Source organism: Phenylobacterium montanum, from assembly GCF_018135625.1.
Lineage (GTDB): Bacteria > Pseudomonadota > Alphaproteobacteria > Caulobacterales > Caulobacteraceae > Poindextera > Poindextera montana.
On record NZ_CP073078.1, the window covers coordinates 3549630 to 3570015 of the forward strand.

At 67.6% G+C, this 20386-nt stretch carries 26 protein-coding genes and 1 other RNA gene; 17 read left to right on the plus strand and 10 right to left on the minus strand.

The window, feature by feature from the left end:
- The first annotated feature begins 61 nt into the window (after positions 1-61).
- The 5 genes from KCG34_RS15980 to KCG34_RS16000 all read left to right on the plus strand — a co-directional run bounded on the left by KCG34_RS15980 (position 62) and on the right by KCG34_RS16000 (position 3714).
- The gene (locus tag KCG34_RS15980) at positions 62-1258 is read left to right on the plus strand and encodes an ATP-binding protein (protein ID WP_211936629.1); all 1197 of its coding nucleotides are present in this window, start codon (positions 62-64) and stop codon (positions 1256-1258) included.
- 83 nt (positions 1259-1341) lie between these two features.
- Positions 1342-2064: a phosphate signaling complex protein PhoU gene (phoU, locus tag KCG34_RS15985; protein WP_211936630.1), complete on the plus strand. Its 723-nt coding sequence runs from the start codon at positions 1342-1344 to the stop codon at positions 2062-2064.
- Positions 2065-2073: 9 nt separating this feature from the next.
- Positions 2074-2763: a phosphate regulon transcriptional regulator PhoB gene (phoB, locus tag KCG34_RS15990; RefSeq protein ID WP_211936631.1), complete on the plus strand. Its 690-nt coding sequence runs from the start codon at positions 2074-2076 to the stop codon at positions 2761-2763.
- A gap of 81 nt (positions 2764-2844) precedes the next feature.
- Positions 2845-3324, plus strand: a complete 480-nt coding sequence (locus KCG34_RS15995; protein WP_211936632.1) for a hypothetical protein — start codon at positions 2845-2847, stop codon at positions 3322-3324.
- Positions 3325-3516: 192 nt separating this feature from the next.
- The gene (locus KCG34_RS16000; RefSeq protein WP_211936633.1) at positions 3517-3714 is read left to right on the plus strand and encodes a hypothetical protein; all 198 of its coding nucleotides are present in this window, start codon (positions 3517-3519) and stop codon (positions 3712-3714) included.
- Between the two features lie 12 nt (positions 3715-3726).
- On the opposite strand, the gene KCG34_RS16005 is transcribed toward KCG34_RS16000, so the two are convergent.
- On the minus strand, positions 3727-4032 hold the full coding sequence (locus KCG34_RS16005; protein WP_249138047.1) for a type II toxin-antitoxin system RelE/ParE family toxin: 306 nt from the start codon (positions 4030-4032) through the stop codon (positions 3727-3729).
- Positions 4029-4313 (minus strand): type II toxin-antitoxin system ParD family antitoxin, encoded by a 285-nt coding sequence (locus tag KCG34_RS16010; protein WP_211936634.1) that lies wholly within the window; start codon positions 4311-4313, stop codon positions 4029-4031. Before KCG34_RS16010 ends, KCG34_RS16005 begins: the two co-directional genes overlap by 4 nt.
- Before the next feature lie 171 nt (positions 4314-4484).
- Between KCG34_RS16010 and KCG34_RS16015 the strand changes: the two genes are divergently transcribed.
- Positions 4485-4988 (plus strand): outer membrane lipoprotein, encoded by a 504-nt coding sequence (locus KCG34_RS16015; RefSeq protein WP_211936635.1) that lies wholly within the window; start codon positions 4485-4487, stop codon positions 4986-4988.
- A gap of 1 nt (position 4989) precedes the next feature.
- Here the strand turns inward: KCG34_RS16015 and KCG34_RS16020 are convergent, their stop codons facing one another.
- From KCG34_RS16020 to KCG34_RS16040, 5 genes are all read right to left on the minus strand, one after another.
- Positions 4990-5826, minus strand: a complete 837-nt coding sequence (locus KCG34_RS16020) for a TIGR00282 family metallophosphoesterase (protein WP_211936636.1) — start codon at positions 5824-5826, stop codon at positions 4990-4992.
- Between the two features lies 1 nt (position 5827).
- A complete protein-coding gene (locus KCG34_RS16025) occupies positions 5828-6415 on the minus strand; it encodes a 5-formyltetrahydrofolate cyclo-ligase (RefSeq protein WP_211936637.1) in 588 nt (195 codons plus the stop codon).
- Between the two features lie 30 nt (positions 6416-6445).
- Positions 6446-6609: non-coding RNA, 6S RNA (gene ssrS, locus KCG34_RS16030), on the minus strand.
- 62 nt (positions 6610-6671) lie between these two features.
- A complete protein-coding gene (locus tag KCG34_RS16035) occupies positions 6672-7007 on the minus strand; it encodes a cell division protein ZapA (RefSeq protein ID WP_211936638.1) in 336 nt (111 codons plus the stop codon).
- A 6-nt stretch (positions 7008-7013) separates the two neighbouring features.
- Entirely contained in the window at positions 7014-7349 is a 336-nt protein-coding gene (locus KCG34_RS16040) for a DUF4164 family protein (protein WP_211936639.1), read from the minus strand.
- A 160-nt stretch (positions 7350-7509) separates the two neighbouring features.
- Between KCG34_RS16040 and tkt the strand changes: the two genes are divergently transcribed.
- The 11 genes from tkt (at position 7510) to fba (ending at position 18967) form a co-directional block, all read left to right on the plus strand.
- The gene (gene tkt, locus KCG34_RS16045) at positions 7510-9483 is read left to right on the plus strand and encodes a transketolase (RefSeq protein WP_211936640.1); all 1974 of its coding nucleotides are present in this window, start codon (positions 7510-7512) and stop codon (positions 9481-9483) included.
- A gap of 132 nt (positions 9484-9615) precedes the next feature.
- Entirely contained in the window at positions 9616-10509 is an 894-nt protein-coding gene (locus KCG34_RS16050; RefSeq protein ID WP_211936641.1) for a helix-turn-helix domain-containing protein, read from the plus strand.
- 107 nt (positions 10510-10616) lie between these two features.
- Positions 10617-11870 (plus strand): hypothetical protein, encoded by a 1254-nt coding sequence (locus KCG34_RS16055; RefSeq protein WP_211936642.1) that lies wholly within the window; start codon positions 10617-10619, stop codon positions 11868-11870.
- Positions 11867-12325: a nuclear transport factor 2 family protein gene (locus KCG34_RS16060; protein ID WP_211936643.1), complete on the plus strand. Its 459-nt coding sequence runs from the start codon at positions 11867-11869 to the stop codon at positions 12323-12325. The genes KCG34_RS16055 and KCG34_RS16060 overlap by 4 nt, the downstream gene beginning before the upstream one ends.
- Positions 12326-12595: 270 nt before the next feature.
- Complete coding sequence (locus KCG34_RS16065; protein WP_211936644.1) at positions 12596-12919, plus strand: hypothetical protein; 324 nt, start codon at positions 12596-12598, stop codon at positions 12917-12919.
- Positions 12920-13135: 216 nt separating this feature from the next.
- Complete coding sequence (locus tag KCG34_RS26190; protein ID WP_367576003.1) at positions 13136-13336, plus strand: DUF6471 domain-containing protein; 201 nt, start codon at positions 13136-13138, stop codon at positions 13334-13336.
- Positions 13285-14406 carry a hypothetical protein gene (locus tag KCG34_RS16070; RefSeq protein ID WP_211936645.1) on the plus strand — a complete coding sequence of 374 codons (1122 nt, stop codon included), beginning with the start codon at positions 13285-13287 and terminating at the stop codon, positions 14404-14406. Before KCG34_RS26190 ends, KCG34_RS16070 begins: the two co-directional genes overlap by 52 nt.
- A 159-nt stretch (positions 14407-14565) precedes the next feature.
- The gene (locus KCG34_RS16075; protein WP_211936646.1) at positions 14566-15228 is read left to right on the plus strand and encodes a hypothetical protein; all 663 of its coding nucleotides are present in this window, start codon (positions 14566-14568) and stop codon (positions 15226-15228) included.
- Positions 15229-15485: 257 nt separating this feature from the next.
- Positions 15486-16496: a type I glyceraldehyde-3-phosphate dehydrogenase gene (gene gap / locus KCG34_RS16080; RefSeq protein ID WP_211936647.1), complete on the plus strand. Its 1011-nt coding sequence runs from the start codon at positions 15486-15488 to the stop codon at positions 16494-16496.
- Between the two features lie 140 nt (positions 16497-16636).
- Positions 16637-17827, plus strand: coding sequence for a phosphoglycerate kinase (locus tag KCG34_RS16085; RefSeq protein WP_211936648.1), 1191 nt, complete (start codon positions 16637-16639; stop codon positions 17825-17827).
- 54 nt (positions 17828-17881) lie between these two features.
- Positions 17882-18967 carry a class II fructose-bisphosphate aldolase gene (gene fba, locus KCG34_RS16090; RefSeq protein ID WP_211936649.1) on the plus strand — a complete coding sequence of 362 codons (1086 nt, stop codon included), beginning with the start codon at positions 17882-17884 and terminating at the stop codon, positions 18965-18967.
- 18 nt (positions 18968-18985) lie between these two features.
- On the opposite strand, the gene KCG34_RS16095 is transcribed toward fba, so the two are convergent.
- The 3 genes from KCG34_RS16095 to KCG34_RS16105 all read right to left on the minus strand — a co-directional run bounded on the left by KCG34_RS16095 (position 18986) and on the right by KCG34_RS16105 (position 20348).
- Entirely contained in the window at positions 18986-19207 is a 222-nt protein-coding gene (locus tag KCG34_RS16095) for a YdcH family protein (protein WP_211936650.1), read from the minus strand.
- 62 nt (positions 19208-19269) lie between these two features.
- Positions 19270-19728: a TIGR02444 family protein gene (locus tag KCG34_RS16100; RefSeq protein WP_211936651.1), complete on the minus strand. Its 459-nt coding sequence runs from the start codon at positions 19726-19728 to the stop codon at positions 19270-19272.
- Positions 19725-20348, minus strand: a complete 624-nt coding sequence (locus KCG34_RS16105; protein ID WP_211936652.1) for a UbiX family flavin prenyltransferase — start codon at positions 20346-20348, stop codon at positions 19725-19727. The genes KCG34_RS16100 and KCG34_RS16105 overlap by 4 nt, the downstream gene beginning before the upstream one ends.
- Between the last annotated feature and the right edge of the window lie 38 nt (positions 20349-20386).

The window sequence follows — 20386 nt, forward strand, 5'->3', positions numbered from 1 at the left end:
TTGCGGTCGGGCGCGTTACCTGTCATCCCGCGGGAAATCCCCTCGCGCCCTCGAGCATCTCATGGCCGCCGTGTCTGCTTCGCCCCTGCCGCCCGAACCGGTTGAGGGCCGCCCCGCCTTCGCCGAGCTGGTGGAGAGCCTGCCGGACCCGGTTCTGGTGGTGGTCTCGCACGACGCCGAGGACCCCGCCGACCGCCGCGTGGCCTTCGCCAACAGGGCGGCGCGCGAGCTCTTGCGCATCCAGGGCGAGGGCGCGCCTCTGGTGTCCTCAATCCGTAACCCGCGGGTGCTGGAGGCGGTCGAGGAGAGCCTGTTCGGCCGGCTGGAGGGCGAGGCGGCTTATGAGGCCGGCGGCGCCCAGGACCGCTACTGGCGGGTCTCGACCCGGCCGCTGGAGACCCTGGCCGACGGCGGGCGGCAAGCCCTCTTGGTCATGCGCGACGAGACCGACTCCCGCCGCAACGAGCGCATGCGGGCCGACTTCCTGGCCAACGCCAGCCACGAGCTGCGCACGCCGCTCGCCTCCTTGACCGGCTTCATCGAGACCCTGCGCGGCCACGCCAAGGACGACGCGGTCGCGCGCGAGCGCTTCCTGGGCGTGATGGCGGCCCAGGCGAGCCGCATGGCCCGGCTGATCGACGACCTGCTCTCGCTGAGCCGCATCGAGCTGAACGAGCACATCGCGCCCGAGGGCAAGGTCGATGTGGCCCTGGCGGTGCTGGACGTGCTGGACGCCCTCTCGCCGCTCGCCGCCGAGCGCGGGGTCAAGCTGAAGACCAGCCTGCCCGAGCGGGGCGTCGCCACCATCACCGGCGACCGCGACCAGATCCTGCAAGTGGCCCAGAACCTGATCGACAACGCCGCCAAATACACCCCCGGCGGCGACGCGGTGCAGATCGAGGTGCTGGTCGGCCAGACCGCCGACCAGGCGATCGCTCCGCTGCGCGCCAGCGCCGCGCGGCTGTCGATCCTCAATCCGGACCTGGTCGGCGGCGAGCGGTTCGTGGTGCTGCGCTGCACCGATCGTGGGCCAGGGATCGCCCGCGAGCACCTGCCGCGCCTCTCCGAGCGCTTCTATCGGGTCGAGGGTCAAAAGAGCGGCGAGCGGCTGGGCACGGGGCTCGGCCTCGCCATCGTCAAGCACATCGTCAACCGCCACCGCGGCGGCCTGGTGGTGGAGAGCGAGGAGGGCCATGGAACCACCTTCACCGCCTACTTCCCGTGGCTGCAACAAAACCGTCACGAAACCGTCGCATAGGGACAGCAATCCCGCGCCAATAAGGTGCAGGGTGCTGGCGCCGAGTCAGTCGGCGCTTACCAGTGGGCGATCGCGGCACTCGAATGAATGAAGTTTGCGCCAAGTCGGGCGGAGATCTGGTGGATCCGCTGGTTGCGGAAGTGGCCCGCCTGGGCGGCCTGGCCGAGGCCCAGATCGCCGACTGCGTCGACGCGGTGACGCGACGCGACGTGCCCCTGGCCCAGGCCCTGATCGGCCGCGACCGCAAGCTGGACCAGCTGCAGGCCGACATCGAGCGCAGGGCCATCGACCTGATCGCCACCCGCCAGCTCTCCGGCCGCCAGCTGCGCCGCGCGGTGGCTGCGCTGAAGATCGCCTCCAACCTCGAGCGCTGCGGCGACCTGGCCCGCAACATCGCCAAGCGCACCCTGGCGCTGAGCGAAAACGAGCCGCTGACGCCGCTGACGCGCTCGATCGACCGCATGGGGCGGCTGGTGGCGAGCCGGCTTAAGGACGTGCTGGACGCCTATACGGCGGGCGAGCTGGACAAGGCCGCCCAGGTCTGGAGCCGCGACACCGAGGTCGACGAGCACTACAACAGCCTGTTCCGCGAGCTGCTCACCTACATGATGGGCGACCCGCGCACGATCACCCCCGGCGCACACCTGCTGTTCATCGCCAAGAACCTCGAACGGATCGGCGATCATGCGACCAATATCGCCGAGATCATCCACTTCGAAGTCACCGGCGAAACCGACATGGGCGACCGGCCCAAGTGGGACGCCCTGATGGAAAAAATGCCCGCGGCGGCCAAGCCCGAGAACTGAGGACCCGACATGATCCCCTATATCCTGGTGGTCGAGGACGAGGACGCCCTGAGCGCCCTGCTGCAATACAACCTGGACAAGGAAGGCTACCGGGTCGCCGTCGCCGCCGATGGCGAGGAAGCCCTGGTGGTGATCGACGAGCAGATGCCGGACCTGGTCGTGCTGGACTGGATGCTGCCCAAGGTCAGCGGCGTCGAGGTCTGCCGACGCCTGCGGGCGCGGCCGGAGACGCGCAACCTGCCGATCATCATGCTGACCGCCCGCGGCGAGGAGAGCGACCGTATCCGCGGGCTCGACACCGGCGCCGACGACTATGTGGTCAAGCCGTTCTCGATGAGCGAGCTGGCCGCCCGCATCCGCGCCGTGCTGCGCCGCATCCGCCCGGGCCTGGCCGAGGACCGGCTGCACCACGGCGACATCGTGGTCGATCGGGTCGCCCACCGGGTGCGCCGGGCCGACCACGAGATTCACCTGGGCCCCACCGAGTTCCGCCTGCTGGACTATCTGATGCAGCATCCGGGGCGGGTGTTCAGCCGCGAGCAGCTCTTGGACGCGGTCTGGGGCTCGGACGTCTATGTCGAGGCCCGCACGGTCGACGTGCACATCGGCCGCCTGCGCAAGGCGCTGAACCAGCACGTCGAGTTCGACCCCATCCGCACCGTGCGCTCGGCGGGGTATTCGCTGGACGCGGCGGGCTGACTTCCCGCCGCCCCCAAGGGGCGGCTGGCCTTGCGTGCGCCAAACCTGCCGTTAAGGTCGCTGCAACTTGAGGGGGATTCTATGATTCGTCGCGCTGCAGCCTTAGTGATGATGATGGCGTTGTGTGCGTCGGGCGGGCCGGCTCGGGCCGGAGTCTATTCCGACGATCTGTCCAAGTGCCTGGTCAAGTCGTCCAGCGCCAGCGACCAGACCGCCCTGATCGCCTGGATGTACCTGGCGATGAGCGCCCATCCCGCCCTGAAGTCCTATACGACCATTACCGACGCCCAGCGCCAGGCCGCCGACAAGACCGCGTCGGAACTGATGCAAAGGCTGCTGATTGTGGATTGCCACACCGAGAGCGTGGCCGCGCTCAAATATGAGGGAACCTCGACCATCGAAACGGCCTTTTCGGTGCTAGGCCAAGTGGCGATGCGAGGGCTGATCGGCGATCCGGCGGTGGCGAAGGAATTCGCCGGCCTGCAGAAATACGTCGACAAGACAAAGTTCAGCGACCTGTTCAAGGAGGCGGGCGTCCCGACTGAAGCGGCGACCAAGTAAAGCCGTCGTAGCCCGCCCAAGCCTCCGTCGTTTCGCCATCTGCGCTGCCTGCTGCGCCACCAAGGGAATCGTCTGGCCGGGGCGGCCGCCGACGCAAGACCCTGAACCGGCACGTCGAGTTCGACCCCTTCCGCACCGTGCGCTCGGCGGGGTATTCGTTGGATGTGGGGCGATCCGACCTGGAGGCGAATATTGGACGAACGTCACGCCATCCGCCGCGCAACTGTGGGCTACACGACTCTCGGCGTCCTGGCCGTCGGAGCCATCGCCGTGGGCGCGCTGGCGATCGGCGCCCTGGCCATAGGCCGGCTGGCGATCGGCCGGGCCAAGCTGGGCAAGGTCGAGATCGACGAACTGACCGTTCGGCGCCTGACGATATTGGAGCCGTAGCCGGGGCGACGATCAATCCTGCTCGAGATGAGCGGCTATGTCCCGTCCACCATAGAGAATGCGGTCGACCACAAGCAGGCCTTCGCCCAGATGAAAGGCGATGGTGACGCGGCGTTCGAAGCCGATGATCCGCAAGCCGGGCGCGAGATCGTCCCGGCGGGTTCCCCGCTCGGGAAAAGTCGAAAAGCTGAGGCAATAGTCGCGGATTCTCTGGACGTAGGCCAAAGCCCGCGAGTCGCCGGCGCGATCGGCGATGAACAGGTAGAGGTTGCGAAGATCCGACCGCGCCTCGGGCGAAAAGACGATCCTGCTCGTCACGCCTGACGGCTTTTGAGCCGGTCCTCATGCAGCGCCTGGATTTCGGCCATGACCTCGTCCAGCGGGATGCCACGGCCCGGATCGGCCTGCATGGCGAGGGCGACGGGCGCGACTTCCTCGCGTAGCCATCGCTCCAATGCGGCGTCCTGTTGCTGCAAAGCTCGCAGGCCGGCCCGGACGACCTCGCTGCCGGTGGCGTAGGCGCCGCTTTCCACCAGCTGGTCGATGAAGCGCGATTGCTCGCTGGGCAGGCTGAAGGTGCGTTTTTCGGCGGCGGCCACGGTGCTACTCCGTCAGACGTCACAACGGTATGATAAATTCATACCATCGTCTACGCCGTTTTCGGCGGTGCGCGGCGCAGCCGGAACGACAGCTTGGCCGGAGCGTTCATCCCGGGTTCAGTTCGAGAGGGATAGGCCGTTCCCGTCCCGCCGCGTCCCGTGAGGCTTTCAATGAACCCGTCGATTTCGTTCCGTTCCAGCGCCGTGAAGAAGACGCTGGTCGCCCTTTCGCTGGCTGTCGCCGCCGGCTCTCTGGCCGCCTGCGCCGAGGACTACGGCCCGCGGCCCTATCCCGCCTATGCGGCGGGCGTGCCTTCGACGGTCGAGCATGGGGTGATCGTCAGCTATCGGCCGATCGAGTTCGGGCCGGGCAACAACGGCGCCGGAGCCGTGGTCGGCGGTGTGGCCGGCGGCGTGGCCGGCAACGCCCTGGCTCACGGCCGGGACCGCGGCCTGGCGACGGTCGCCGGCGCCGTCGGCGGCGCGCTGCTGGGCAACGCCGTGCAGAACGGCGACCGCCACCCCGGCTTCGCCTACATGGTCCGCTTGCGCGACGGCCGCGAACTGGAGATCCCGCAGCCCGACGCCCAGCCGATCCCGCAAGGCGCGCCGGTCGACGTGATCTGGCAAGGCGGCCGCGCCCAGGTGGTCCCGCGCGGATATCCGCCGCGCTAGGTCAGGCGGTCTGCAGCGCCACCACGGGAATCGTCTGGCTCAGCCGCCCGCCGACGCGGATCGGCTCGATGCGGGTCGCCAGGCCCGTGCGCGGATCGGTCTCGACGAACACGCCGCAGACCGTCGCCGGGCCTTCGGCCGGCTTGTAGCGGCCGCCGGCGATGCGGGTGGTGAAGCGGCGCAGCGGCTCTTCCTTCTGGTTGCCGATCACGCTGTCATAGTCGGCGCAGGCGCCGGCGTCGGTCTGGTAGGCGGTGCCGCCGCTCAGGATCTGGGCGTCGGCGGTAGGCACGTGGGTGTGGGTGCCCACGACCAGGCTGGCGCGGCCGTCGCAGAAGTGGCCCATGGCCATCTTCTCTGACGTCGCCTCGCAATGCATGTCGACCACCACCGCATCGGCGGCCACGCCGACCGGGCAGGCGTCCAACTCGCGGTCCACGGCGGCGAAGGGGTCGTCCAGGGCGTCCATGTGCACCCGACCCAGAAGATTGATCACCAGCACCCGGTGGCCGCTCTCGGTCTCGAACATCTGCGAGCCGCGGCCCGGGGCGTCGGACAGCACCGGATAGTTCAGGGGGCGGATCAGGCGCGGCTCGCGCACGATGTAGGTCAGGGCCTCGCGCTGGTCCCAGGAATGGTTGCCCAGGGTCAGGCAGTCGGCGCCGGCCTCGAACAGCTCGCGGGCGGTGTTCTCGGTGATGCCGAAGCCGGCGGCGGCGTTCTCGGCGTTGACGATCACGAACTGCAGGCCGAGCCGGCGCCGCAGGTCGGGCAAATGGTCGGCCAGGCCGTCGCGCCCGGAGCGGCCGACGACATCGCCGAAGAAGGCGAAACGCATGTCAAAAGTCCTTTCGGGCCGGGATATAGCCTGTTTCCGTCAGGATGGCGTCCAGCATCTGGTCGTGCGCCTCGCCGGGGATGCGGGCCACCTCTTGCCCTGCGTAGGCGAGGCCGAGGGCGAACACCGGACCCCGGGCGCGCAGGGCGGCGAGGGTGCGGTCATAGAAGCCGCCGCCCTGGCCCATGCGCGCGCCGCGGCGGTCGAAGGCCACGAGGGGGGTGATGACCAGGTCGGGCCGGACCTCGGCGGCTTCGGGCGCCGGCGAGGGCACGCCGATGGCGTCGGGATGGACCGGCTCGCCCGGCCAGTAGCGGCGGAAGATCAGGGGCGCGTCGCGGTCCAGGGTCACCGGCAGGGCCAGGGTCGCGCCGGCGGCCTGCAGCCGGGCCATCAAAGGGCGAGGGTCGATCTCGCCGCCCAGGGGGTGATAACCGCTGACCACGGCGAAGCGGCCGAGCAGGGATTGCGGGAGGTTGGCGGCGGCCTGTTCGGCGGCGCCGGGAACGTCTTTCCTGAGGCCGCGGCGCAGGGCCCGCATCTCCTCGCGCAACAGGGCCTTGGCTGAGGCTGGGTCGGCCTGAATCACGCAAAACCTGGTTGCGGGAGAGACTAGGGTGGCGGCGCCGCGAAAACCGTGAAGGCGTTTTCAATCCACTCGGACCTGGTCAGACCAGGTGGGCGCCGTGTGTCCAGGACCACGATCCCGGACAGGGACAGCTCCCTAAGAGATGAATTAAGGTCCCCGGGATGTGAAGCCTTCGACGCGAGCCGCAGCAGACCCGCCGGTAGGCAACATAGGCGCCCGGCCGGGTTTTCTCAAGCCAGGCCGCTGTCGCACCCCGCTAACGCGCAACCTTGGCCGCGATCGCCTCGACCTTGCGCGCGGCGGCGTCCAGGGCCACGGCGGCGCGGCTCTCCAGGCGGGCGGCGTCGGATTGCAGGCGGGCCAGCTCGGACTGGGCGTGGGCCATGCGCATGCGCACGTCGGCCAGCTCGTCGGCCAGCAGGAGGGCGCCCATCAGGAACAGCCGGGTTTCGCCCAGCTGGCCGACCTCCTGGCTGACCTGGCGCACCTGGCGGTCGAACAGGCGGGCGAGCTCGGTGAGGTGGCCCTCCTGGCCGTCCTCGCAGCCCACCACATAGGGCCGGCCGTTCACTTCGATGGTCACCTGGGACATGGGCCGTCAAACCTCCTCGACTTCGTCTGCGCCGCCCACGTCCCCAAACACGTCGTCCTCGATCTCGTCTTCATCATCGGTCAGCGCCTGACGCAGCTCGGCTATGGCCAGGCCGATGGCCGCCGAGGCCTGGGCGCCGGCTTCTTCCAGCTCGCGCTCGCGGCCCCTGGCCGCGTCCAGCTCGGCGGCGAGGGCCGAGCGGTCCAGGTCGAACAGCTCGCCATTGCCCGAGCCGGCCTGGGCGGCCAGGCCCGTCACGCGCAGGTCGAGCTGGGTCAGGGCCCGGTCCAGCCGCTGGATCGCCGCCTCCAGGGAGCCGCCCTCGCTGACATCGTGCAACATGCCGCCTCGCTTCGCCGCGTCGCTATCGCCGCCGCCCTCTATAGACCGCGCCGGGGCGAGGCTGAAAGCGCGGCCTTGCTTGACCCTCGCCGCTTCGCGGTGCAAAGGCGTGGCGCATCACCCTTTTCCGTCACTCTCTCTGTATCGAGGGCGCCCGCGCATGTCCGCCTCCCCCACCGCCATGGCCGACGCCATCCGCATCCTGTCGATCGAGGCGGTGCACAAGGCCAAGTCCGGCCACCAGGGCATGCCGATGGGCATGGCCGACGTGGCCACGGTGCTGTGGACCAAGTTCCTGAAATACGACGCCAGCCGCCCCGACTGGGCCGATCGCGACCGCTTCGTGCTATCGGCCGGCCACGGCTCGATGCTGATCTACAGCCTCCTGCACCTGACCGGCTTCAAGGCCGTGACCATGAAGGAGCTTGAGGATTTCCGGCAGTGGGGCTCCAAGACCCCGGGCCACCCGGAATACGGCCACACCCCGGGCGTCGAGACCACCACTGGCCCCCTGGGCCAGGGCATCGCCACCGCCGTCGGCATGGCCATGGCCGAGCGTCACCTTGCCGCCCGCTTCGGCGAGGACCTAGTCGACCACCGCACCTGGGTGATCGCCGGCGACGGCTGCTTGATGGAGGGGGTCAGCCACGAGGCCATCTCCATGGCCGGGCGCTGGAAGCTGAACAAGCTGACCGTCCTCTTCGACGACAACAACGTCACCATCGACGGCGAGGCGACCATTTCCGAGACCGGCGACCAGGTGGCGCGGTTCAAGGCCGCCGGCTGGGCGGTCAAGGTGATCGACGGCCACGACTACGGCCAGATCCGCCGGGCGCTCGCCTGGGCGACCAAGCAGGACCGGCCCTCGATGATCGCCTGCAAGACCAAGATCGCCCGCGGCGCGGGGCCCAAGGAGGGCGACCGCCACGGCCACGGCTACAACCTGTTCGACAAGGAGATCGCCGACGCCCGCACCGCCATGGGCTGGTCGGCCGAACCCTTCACCGTGCCGGACGAGGTGCTCAAACCCTGGCGCGCCGCCGGCCGCCGCGGCGCCAAGGTGCGCAAGGCCTGGGAGGCCAAGCTGGCGGCTTCAGGCCACGCCGACGCCTTCCACCGCGCGATGGTGGGCGAGCTGGGCCCCGACGCCTTCGTCGCCCTGGACGCCCACATCCAGAAGATGGCGGCCGACAAGCCGGCCAACGCCACCCGCGTCTGGTCCGGCGCGGCCCTGGAGCAGCTGACCCCGGCGATCCCGGAGATGGTCGGCGGCTCGGCGGACCTGACCGGCTCGAACAACACCTTCGTCAAGGGCATGAAGGCGTTCGACGCACCCGACTACGAGGGCCGCTATGTCCATTACGGCGTGCGCGAGCACGGCATGGCCGCGGCCATGAACGGCATGGCCCTGCATGGGGGCGTGATCCCCTATTCGGGGACCTTCATGACCTTCTCGGACTATTCGCGGCCGGCGATCCGCCTGGGCGCCCTGATGGGCATCCGCGTGATCCACGTGATGACCCACGATTCCATCGGCCTGGGCGAGGACGGGCCCACCCACCAGCCGGTCGAGCACCTGGCCGCCCTGCGCGCGATCCCCAACCTGCTGGTGTTCCGCCCCGCCGACGCGGTCGAGGCCGCCGAGTGCTGGCGCCTGGCGCTGAAGCACCGCACCACCCCCTCGATCATGGCCCTGTCGCGGCAGAAGACCGCCGCGGTGCGGAGCGACGGTCAAGACAGCCTGTCCGACCACGGCGCCTATGAGCTGCTGCCGGCCGAAGGCGAGGCTCAGGTGACCCTGTTCGCCACCGGCACCGAGGTCGCGGTGGCGGTCGAGGCGCGCAAGCTGTTGCAGGCTGAGGGCGTCGGGACCCGCGTGGTCTCGGTCCCCTGCTGGGAGCTGTTCGAGCAGCAGGACGCCAGCTATCGCGCCGAGACCATCGGCGGCTCGCCGGTGCGTATCGCCGTCGAGGCCGGGGTCAAGTTGGGCTGGGAGCGCTTCATCGGCGAGGACGGCGGCTTCGTCGGCATGAGCGGCTTCGGCGCCAGCGCCCCGTTCGAGCGGCTGTACAAGGAATTCGGCATCACCGGCGAGGCGGTGGCGTCGCTGGCGAAGGCGAAGCTCAGGCAATAGGCGGCGGGGGCGGCCGCCCTGTCGGCCGCTCGGCCATTCCGCCTCATCGATTCGCGCGCCAGGAAAATGCGCTAGGCGCGGCCGCCACAGCCGCTTAGCTTAGCCATGGTGTTTTCGTACGGGCTGCGTGTGTTGGATCAGATCGATTCCTTGTACGAGTGGGACTTCGAGGTCGCGAATCTGGCGCAGATGCGCGAGCGCCTGAGGCGCAGGCCGGAATATCCCGCCGCGGCGCGGCGGCTGGCCGCCAATATGCTGCGCGACGCCGAAGCGGATCCCGCGTTGGACGGGCTTCGGAAGGACGCCGGCCGCACCGTCGCGGGGCTGAGCGCCGCCTATCTGAACGCTTCCGGCGGACTCACCCTGGCCCGGCTGAAGGATTTCATTGCGGGTTTCGGCCTGGTCAGCCCCGGGCGCGCCCGAGCGCTGCTGATCTATATGCGCTACCTGGGCTATGTGGAGCCCAATCCCGGCCGCGGTCAGCGGCCGGCGGCCTCGTATCGCCTGACGCCGCGGTTCCTGGCCACCTACACGCGCCATCAGGCCAGCCTGCTCGACGCGCTGCAGGTGATCGAGCCCGGCGCCGGGCTGGTGCTGCGCAATCTGCATGCGCCGAGCGTTTTCAACACCCTGGTCATCGAGCAGGGCGACGCCTTCACTTCGGGAAGCCCGCAGGCGGAGCCGTTCGAGGACTGGTATGGCGTGTTCATGAACCGCCACGCCGGCATTCAGGTGCTCCACGCCCTGGTGGCGCAGGCCGATTGCTTCCCGCCGGAGGGTCCGATCGCCTTGTCCCTCGCCGCCATGGCCCGCCGGCTGAAGGTTTCGCGCGTGCATTTGACCCGGATGGTGAAGGCGGCCGAACGCCACGACTTCGTCGAGCTGGAGCCCGGCGGCCTGAGGTTCACCGAGGCCGGCCGCCAGGCGCTGGATTGGCTCTACGCCAGCCGTTTTTGCGTTCTCCTCGCCTGCGCCGCCCGGACGCTGAAGGCCAATGAAGAGGTCTGTGCGCGCACGGCGGCTTGAGCGCGCCCTCGCCGCGAGCGGCGGCGATTCAAAATGTGCGTCGACCGCGGCGCCCCCGCCTTGGTAGGCGCCATGCCGGTGGGACGCTGATCGCGGAGGAATTTGCAATGTGGCGGCGACTGGCGCGATGGGCTTCGGCTGCGCTTCTGGTGGCCGGGACAGCGGCCCACGCCGCGCCGGCCGGCCACTACCTGTTCGCCTGGGCGGGCGATACGGCCAAGCAGGGGCAGGATTTCATCATGGTGATCGACGCCGACCCGGCCTCGCCCGGCTATGGCAAGCTGGTCGCCTCCGCCGCCTCGGGCATCCAGACGCACCAGGTCCACCACACCGAATACTGGATGCCGGACGGGGGCCTCTTGTTCGCCAACGACCATATCTCGGGGCAGACGGTGGTGATGGATCTGCGCGATCCGCTGCATCCCGGCGTGCACGCGAGCTTCAAGGACCTGGACGGGTTCAGCCACCCCCACTCCTTCCTGCGGCTGCCCAACGGACACGTGCTGGCGAGCTTCCAGGTCGAGGGGCAGATGAACCACGCCGGCATGGACCACGAGATGGCCGGCATGGCCATGCCCATGACCGACATCGGGGCCAGGCCCGACGTGCACGGCGGGCTGGTGGAGATCGACGACGAGGGCCATGCGGTGCGCGCCGCCTCCACCGCCGACCCGGAGCGGCCCAATGACCTGTTGATGGCCTACAGCCTCCTGCCGCTGCCCGACATCGACCGGGTGATCGTGACCAACTCGTCGATGCGCGACGAGGACCGCATCGGGCACACCTATCAGGTCTTCCGGCTTTCCGACCTGAAGCGGCTGTCGACCAACGACCTCGACGCCCCGGCCGGCCGCTATGGCGAGACCAATCCGGAGGAGGCCAGGCTCGGCCCCGATGGGGCGGTCTATGTGCAGACCACGGGCTGCGGGATCGAACGGGTCAGCGACATCGCCTCGGACCATCCGCGCTCGAAACTGGTCTGGCAATTCCCCGGCTCGTTCTGCGGCGTGCCCAGCATCGTCTCGCACTACCTGATCCAGAGCGTGCCGATCCTGCATGCGATCGTGGTGCTGGATATCCGCGACGGCGACCACCCCGCCGAGGTGACGAGGGTGGTGCTCGATCCGACCATATCGCCGCACTGGACGGGCTATGACGCCAAGACCCATCGCCTGGCCGTCACCGGCTATGACGAGGATCGCCTGTTCATGCTCAGCTTCGATCCGGACACCGGGGCGCTGGCGATCGATGCGGCGTTCCACGACGACAAGGGCAAGCCCGGCTTCGACCTCGACAACCGCACCTGGCCGCACGGCTGGACCGGCTCGGCGATCGCCCATGGGGTGGTGTTTTCGAAATGAAGTCGACCAGGATCACCGCCCCGCAGATCGCCCTCGCCGCCGGCCTGATGGCCGCGCTCTGCCCGCTGGCGCCCGCCCGCGCCGCGCCGGACGCCGCCGCCCAGCAGGAGGTCGCCCGGCTGGAGGAGGCCTATTCGCAGAGCTTCGTCACCGGCGATGTCAGCATCGCCCAGCGGCTGGTGGCGGAGGATTTCGTCGGCTGCGAGCCCGACGGCAAGACCTCGGACAAGGCGGCGATCCTGGCCGATGTCCGCAGCGAGCCCCGCGCGACCTCGCTGAAGATCACCGCCCTGACCGTCCGCCTGCACGGCGACACGGCCATCGCGCTGGGCAGCGAAGAGGATGCCTATGCGGGCGCGACGGCGCCGACCCACAGGCGATGGCTGGATACGTGGCGCAACACGGCCGATGGATGGCGGCTGGTTGCGTCGGCGGAGGTTTTGGTGAAGCCGTGAGGCCAGCGGAACGGTCCGGCTTCTCATAGCTTCACTGCTCTTCCTCATCCTGAGGCGCCCGCGTGAGCGGGCCTCGAAGGACGCAGTGGCCGCGCCGTGCGTCCTTCGAGGCTCGCCGCTTCGCGCCAAGCACCTCAGGATGAGGAAGAGCAGTGAAGCCGCGCCGCCAACGGCCGGATCCGGTCTCCAGTAGTCGCGAAGAAGGCGCGTTGCTGCGGCTCCGCTTGAATGTATGCTCCGGCGGAACAAGGCGCTGTGGAGCAATCAGTCGTGGCCATCCTGGTCAGTTTGCTTTCGCTGCTGTTCGTCGCTGCGCAAGGGGCGGCGGTGTTCGCCACGGCCTATGTGGTCCTGAGAGCTTTCAAAATCAGGCACTGGCTGGCCAAGATCGCCGCGATCGCGCTGTCCTATGTCGCCTGGATAGCCGCAACGGTCGGTGGATATTTCCTGACGGGCGGCGACGGGAGTTTCATGAAGGGGTTCGCGGTCGTCATGATGCTTTGCCTCACGGCCTTGGTGAGTTCGCTCGGCTATCTGCTGGGATGGCTTTTGTGGCCCAAGCTGCGCGGCGGCGGGCGCTTGTTGGCGAGCTAGATCAGTCGACCTACGCCGCCCAGCGGCGAGCCTGAGCCTTTGTTTCACAGTTGCGAGCCTGCCTGCCGGCATAGCCAAGTCAAGGGCGCAGCCGGCTTCGCCGGTCGCCCGCAGGGCGACCCTTGAGTTGGCTATGCCGGCAGGCTCTGATCAGCTGTGAAACTAAAGCGGTGAGTGGGCCGGGCGGCCCGTCGTTGAGGGCGTTGTCTTGCTACAATGGCACCCTCAAGGCGGCGTTTGCCATGCGCTATTTCACCTACAAAGGCTTTAGTAGAAGAGTTGCACGCCGTGGGCGTGGAGGAGACAAACGCCAACCTAGGCAATAGGATCAGTCGAGGCGGATTCTTGGCGGGGTTCTTCATCCAATGTCTGGTCGCGATTGGCGCCCATTCAGTCCGGGTTCACGAGCCCGAATAGGGTTCGACAAATCTCAACCCGAAACTGATGCCATAGCAGAAGGCGACAATAGAAATAGCGGCGCTCAAGATACGGCCAGTGCGTCTCAAGGCGCATCGGGCGGCAATGGCCACGCAAACCCAATCGCAGAAGACCCAGAACGGCCAAATCGAAACGACCCTCCCAAGGCTTCTGGTGGGGTTGCGCTCGTCGTTTCCATTATTACCGCCGCCATCGCAGCGGCCGGTGTTTGGGTCTCGAATGGGAATTTGGAAGCCACCAAAAGACAGGCTGACGCTGCCAGCGGCCAATTGAGCGTCATGATGGAGCAACTGAGCGATGCCCGCTCCTCGGCAGCCGCCGCCGATAGCGCCGCCGCTATAGAAATGGCCAAGCAAGACAAGCAGATCTCTGCAAACCAGACCTTGGCTGCCGCGGCGGCGAATCAGGCGATCGCCGCAAAGACCTCAGCTGAAGCGTTGAAGGGTCAAGTTGCTCTGATGCAGGCCCAGCAGAGGCCGTGGATCACACTCAATATCAGTACTAAAAATCCTCTTCAGTTTTTTAATTTGCCGGACGGGCCACACGCGTTCATGCCGCTTGATATCAGGCTGGAGAATATAGGACAGTCCCCAGCCTTCAACGTTAATAGTGTGACGTGGGGATATCTAAGCTATCCAGGACATGCAGATTTTACACAAGAAGCCACTTCGCGTTGCGAATCTTTTAGAAAAGAGGTTCTCGACAATCCTAACCGAGGGGAAATACTGTTCCCGCATGATCACGTCGATATCAGCTTGAACGATCAGCGCCATTTTGCCACCCAGGCAATCGGATTCATGCCGAAAGAAATTGCAAGCGCCGCGGACAGGGAGAATAATATCACGATATTTTTGTATGGTTGCGTGGATTATATGTTCGGGAAACCCAAAACTCATCATCAGAGCGGCGTCATATTTCAACTATTCAAGCGCGTAAAATTGCAGAATGGCCAAACGGCTTTGGACTACAACTTCAAGATCGGTGAGAACATACCCGCAAGTGATATTCTCTTTTTGAAAACACCCAGCGACAGTTGGCAAACCGACTAGCGCAGCTGGCGGATTCGTCGCCGCTAGAGGACGACGCGTGAGCGATCGCCGCTTGACTTTCGCTCGACATTTGTTCATGTTTTGTTCGTGTCGATTCAAGCCCAACGCCCTCAATCCGACTCCACCCGCGCCGCCCATCGCGCGCGGGTGGAGCGGCATATGGAGGACCTGGCGGAGCTGTCCGCCCTGGGCATGGAGTTGGCCAGGTCCCTGGCCAAGCGCGGGATCGAGGCGGCCAGGGCCGGGAAGGCCGAGGCGGTCGAGGCTGAACGCAGCTTTTCGCGGCTGACGCGGGCGGTGCGCCTGACCATGGCGCTGGAGGCTCGTTTAAGCGAGAGCCTGCTGCCGCAGGACAAGCCGGGCGCGGCCCAGGGCGCTCCTGGCAAGGGCCCCCAAGGCCAGGGCCCGGAAGACGGCTTCTGGATGCCCTATAGCCAGCTGAACGGCGCGACCCAGCGGCTGAAGGAGAAGCTGGCCAAGTTCATCAAGAACGCCCCGGCGCCGGAGGATGGCGACGGCGAGGACGATTTTGTCGAAACCAGTGAAGGGCGCGAGCGGGAGGCTCGTGAGCGGCTGGTGGAGACCGAGGAGGAACTTCCGGACTGGCTGATGTCCGGGGGGCGTGCGGCGGAGTTTCCGGATGGGGTTGATCCGTTCGGACGGCCTGCGGGTGGTCATGTTCGGCCTGCCGGTGACGGATTCAAGGCTCGCGGCCCCGCCAAGGCCACCCCTCATACCGCTCACCCCGGCGAAGGCCGGGGCCCAGATCGTATGGCGCCGCCCTCTGGCCCTGATCCACAACGCAAGTCCGGCGGACCCTGAGCCTTATGATCTGGGTCCCGGCCTTCGCCGGGATGAGCGGATTATGTTTGGGGATTGAGAGATGTGGGCGGGGCCGAACCAGCCCCACACCCTGACAACGCTACCTGAAGCAACGCCAAGATTAATAGGTCGCACATTGGTGCTGACCATCTGCATTTGCATGCTTAACGGAAACCATTCGTGAGCCCGCCGCCCTTGACTTTGGGCGTTTCAACCGCAAAACCCGCGCGAATTCGCACTGACAGGGAAGCTGGTTCATGACTGTTCGCGTCGCCATCAACGGATTTGGCCGCATCGGCCGGCTGGTTCTGCGCTCGATCGCCGAGCATGGGCGCCGCGATATTGAAGTTGTGGCCATCAACGACCTGGGCCCGGTCGAGACCAACGCCCACCTGCTGCGCTATGACAGCGTGCACGGCCGCTTCCCGGGCGAGGTCAAGGTCGATGGCGACTCCATCGACGTCGGCTTCGGCAAGATCAAGGTCACCGCGATCCGCAACCCGGCCGAACTGCCGCACAAGGACCTGGGCGTGGACATCGCCCTGGAATGCACCGGCCTGTTCACCACCAAGGAGAAGGCCGCGGCCCACCTGGAAGCCGGCGCCAAGCGCGTGCTGGTCTCCGCGCCGTGCGACAACGCCGACAAGACCATCGTCTATGGCGTCAACCACCAGACCCTGACCAAGGACGACCGGGTGGTCTCCAACGGCTCGTGCACCACCAACTGCCTGGCGCCGGTGGCCAAGGTCTTGATGGACCTGGCCGGCATCGAGCGCGGCTACATGACCACCATCCACTCCTACACCGGCGACCAGCCGACCCTGGACACCCTGCACAAGGACCTCTACCGCGCCCGCGCGGCGGCCATGTCGATGATCCCGACCTCGACCGGCGCGGCCAAGGCCCTGGGCCTGGTTCTGCCCGCCCTGGCCGGCAAGCTGGACGGCTCCTCGATCCGGGTGCCGACCCCGAACGTGTCGGTGGTCGACCTGAACATCGTGCCGAGCCGCGAAGTCACCAAGGACGAGATCAATGCGGCCTTCACCGCCGCCGCGGCCTCCGGCCCGCTGAAGGGCGTGCTGGCCGTGACCAACGACCCGCTGGTCTCGGTGGACATCAACCACGTGGCCGCGTCCTCGACCGTGGCCCTGCCGCAGACCCAGATCGTCGACAAGATGCTGGTGCGCGTCCTGTCCTGGTACGACAACGAGTGGGGCTTCTCGACCCGCATGAGCGACACGGCCCTGGAGCTGGCGAAGCTGATCTGAACCACCCCGCCCCGGCCGCCTTTGGTGACCGGGGCGACTTGTTTTTGGGCGATGGCGGCGCGATCGCCGCAGCGGCCTCGGGCGGCCGCGACCGACCGCGCGGCCACGCCTGGTGTCTTGACGAACTGACGGGATTTTCGATGGCGTTTCGCACCCTCGACCAGGCTGACCTGAAGGACAAGCGCGCCCTGGTGCGCGTCGACTTCAACGTGCCCATGCAGGACGGAGCGATCAGCGACGACACCCGCCTGCGCGCGGCCCTGCCGACCATTGCGAAGCTGCGCGACGGCGGGGCCAAGGTGATCCTGCTGGCCCACTTCGACCGGCCCAAGGGCAAGCGCGTGCCGGAGATGAGCCTGAAGCCCGTGGCCGCGCCCCTGGCGGCCCTGGTCGGCGCCCCGGTGGCCTTCGCCAATGACTGCATCGGCCATGACGCCGCCGCGGCCATCGCCCAGCTGAAGGGCGGGGACGTGCTGCTGTTGGAAAACGTCCGCTTTCACGCCGGCGAAGAGAAGAACGACCCCGAGTTCGCAAAGGCCCTGGCGGCCGAGGGCGACCTCTATGTCAACGACGCGTTTTCGGCCGCGCACCGGGCGCACGCCTCGACCGAGGGGGTGGCGCACCTGTTGCCGTCCTATGCCGGCGAGCAGATGCGGCGCGAGCTGGAGGCGCTGGACCGGGCCTTGGGCAATCCGGAGCGGCCGGTGCTGGGCATCGTCGGCGGCTCCAAGGTCTCGACCAAGCTCGATCTGCTCTCGCATCTCGTGACCAAGCTGGACCGCCTGGCCATCGGCGGCGGCATGGCCAACACCTTCCTGTTCGCGCAAGGCTGTGACATCGGCGCCTCTTTCGCCGAGAAGGACCTGGCCGACACCGCGCGCGGCATCATCGAGACCGCCAAGGCCAAGGGCTGCGAGCTGCTGTTGCCGATCGACGTGGTCGTCGCCGAGAAGATGGAACCCGGCGTCGCAGCGCACGTTCGCGAGCTGGGCCAGGTGGGGGAGAAGGACCGCATCCTCGACGCTGGCCCCAAGAGCGCGGCGCGGCTGATCGAGGTTATGGACGCCTGCAAGACCCTGGTGTGGAACGGCCCCCTGGGCGTGTTCGAGATCCCGCCGTTCGACGCGGCGACGGTCGCGGCGGCGAAGCATGCCGCCAAACTGGCGCGCGCGGGCAAGTTGGTGGCGGTGGCCGGTGGGGGTGATACCGTGTCGGCCCTGAATGCGGCGGGGGTCGTGGAAGATTTCACCTTCGTCTCGACCGCCGGCGGCGCGTTTCTTGAATGGATGGAAGGCAAGACCTTGCCCGGCGTCCAGGCCCTGATGATCTGATCCGATTTGGGATCGCGGGCGGACGCCTGAAGAAGAATTTGAAGGAGAACGATAGTGGCCCGGATCACCCTGAGACAGCTTCTCGACCACGCCGCCGAGCACGGCTATGGCGTGCCCGCCTTCAACATCAACAACATGGAACAGGGCCTGGCGATCATGCAGGCCGCCGACTCGCTGAAGGCGCCGGTGATCATCCAGGCCAGCCGCGGCGCGCGCAGCTACGCCAACGACATCGTCCTGGCCAAGCTGATCGACGCCCTGGTCGAGCTCTACCCGCACATCCCGGTGTGCATGCACCAGGACCACGGCAACAACGAAGCCACCTGCGCCACCGCCATCCAGCACGGCTTCACCTCGGTGATGATGGACGGCTCGCTGATGGGCGACGCCAAGACCCCGGCTTCCTACGAGTACAATGTCGACATCACCCGCCGGGTGACCGACATGGCCCACTGGGTCGGGGCCTCGGTCGAGGGCGAGCTGGGCGTCTTGGGCTCGCTGGAGACCGGACAGGGCGAAAAGGAAGACGGCCACGGCTTCGAGGGCACCTTGGGCCACGACCAGCTGCTGACCGACCCCGACCAGGCGGTGGACTTCGTGGCCAAGACCCAGGTCGACGCCCTGGCCATCGCCATGGGCACCAGCCACGGCGCCTACAAGTTCACCCGCAAGCCAGACGGCGACATCCTGGCCATGAGCGTGATCGAGGAGATCCATCGCCGCCTGCCCAACACCCACCTGGTGATGCACGGCTCCTCGACCGTGCCGCAGGACCTGCAGGACATCATCAACCAGTACGGCGGCGCCATTCCCCAGACCTGGGGCGTGCCGATCGAAGAGATCCAGCGCGGCATCAAGAACGGCGTGCGCAAGATCAATATCGACACCGACTGCCGCCTGGCCATGACCGGCCAGATCCGCCGCGTGCTGTCGGAAACCCCCGAGGAATTCGACCCGCGCAAGTACCTGAAGCCGGCCCTGGAGGCCATGTCCAAGGTCTGCAAGCAGCGCTTCGAAGAGTTCGGCGCGGTCGGCCACGCCGACAGGATCAAGCCCCTGCCGCTCTCGGCCATGGCCAAGCGCTACGCCTCAGGCGAGCTGAACCCCAAGTTCGGCGTGTCGAAGGCGGCGGCGGAGTAGGGTTTTCCGCCTGGCGCCTCAGGCGATGATGTCCGGCGTCAGGCGGTCTTCCAGCTCGGCGATCTTGTCGCGCAGGACCAGCTTCTGGCGCTTCAGCCGGGCGATTTGCAGCTGGTCGGGCTGAGGGCCGAGGGACAGGGCGACGACGGCGTCGTCCAGGTCCTTGTGCTGCTGCCTCAGATCGGCGATGCGCATCAGAATGGCGTCGTCGTTCGCGGCCAGGTCGTTGTCGTCGAACATGTCACTTCCGCGCTGGCGGCCTGCCGATGCGGCCGCACGAGGTGATTGAATCTAGCAAGAAATCACGCTGCGGAAAATGCCCGCGCCAGGGGTTCGAAGACGGAAACCTGTGACTTGCCGCCATCCCACGCCTCGCCCGCCGCCGTCAGCAGGGCCAGGGGATCGGCTGCGGCCACGACCCGCGGGCCGGCGATGCGGGCCAGGCCCTCCAGCATCAGCCGCTCGGCCTGGAACTCGCTGCCCTTGACCTGTTCGCGCAGGGCCAGCCGCGCCACGTCGTCGATGCCGGGAAACGCCGCCTTTGCCGCCCGCCGCGCGGCGCGGAGGGGATCCAGCACCGCCTCGCTCCAGCTGCGGGCGAGCGCCGCCCCCGCTGTCAGCGCCGCCGCGTCCGGCGCGGCCCACAAGGCCCAGAGGAGATAGGAAACGCAGTGGCCATGCTCGTCCTGCAGCATAAGGCACGCCTCATCGACGCCCGGCCGGCCATGGACCTGGACCGCCCAGTCCCAGATCCCGCTCACAGGGTCTCGTCCCCGCCCGCGCTCGGCCCCTCCAGCGGCCGGATGTCCTCGCCCCAGCGGCGCACGGGCGCCCAGGAGAGTCCGAACAGGTCCAGGGCCCGGCCGACCGACTGGTCGACCATCTCCTCCACCGTGGTCGGGTGGGCGTAGAAGGCCGGCAGGGGCGGGGCGATCACCGCCCCCATCTCGGCCAGCCTCACCATGGTCCGCAGATGGCCGAGGTGCAGTGGCGTCTCGCGCACCAGGAGCACCAGCGGGCGCCGCTCCTTGAGCGTCACGTCGGCGGCGCGGGTCAGGAGGGTCGAGGTCACGCCGGTGGCGATCTCGCTCATGGTGCGGACCGAGCAGGGCGCTATGATCATGCCCAGGGCCGGAAACGAGCCCGAGGCGATCGAGGCCCCGACATCGGCCGGGCGATGCGCGACCGAGGCCTTGGCGGCCAGCTCCGGCAGCGACAGGCCGGTCTCCTGCTTCAGGGTCAGGGCCGCCGACTTGGATGCGACAAAATGGCTCTCGAGGCCCAGGTCGCGGCAGGCGTCCAGCAGGCGCAGGCCATAGACCGCGCCGGAAGCGCCGGAGACGCCGACGATCAACCGTCGCCGTTCCAAGGAATTCGTCATCTCAACCTCTTTTCGAGCGCCGATCGCCCGCAAAATCG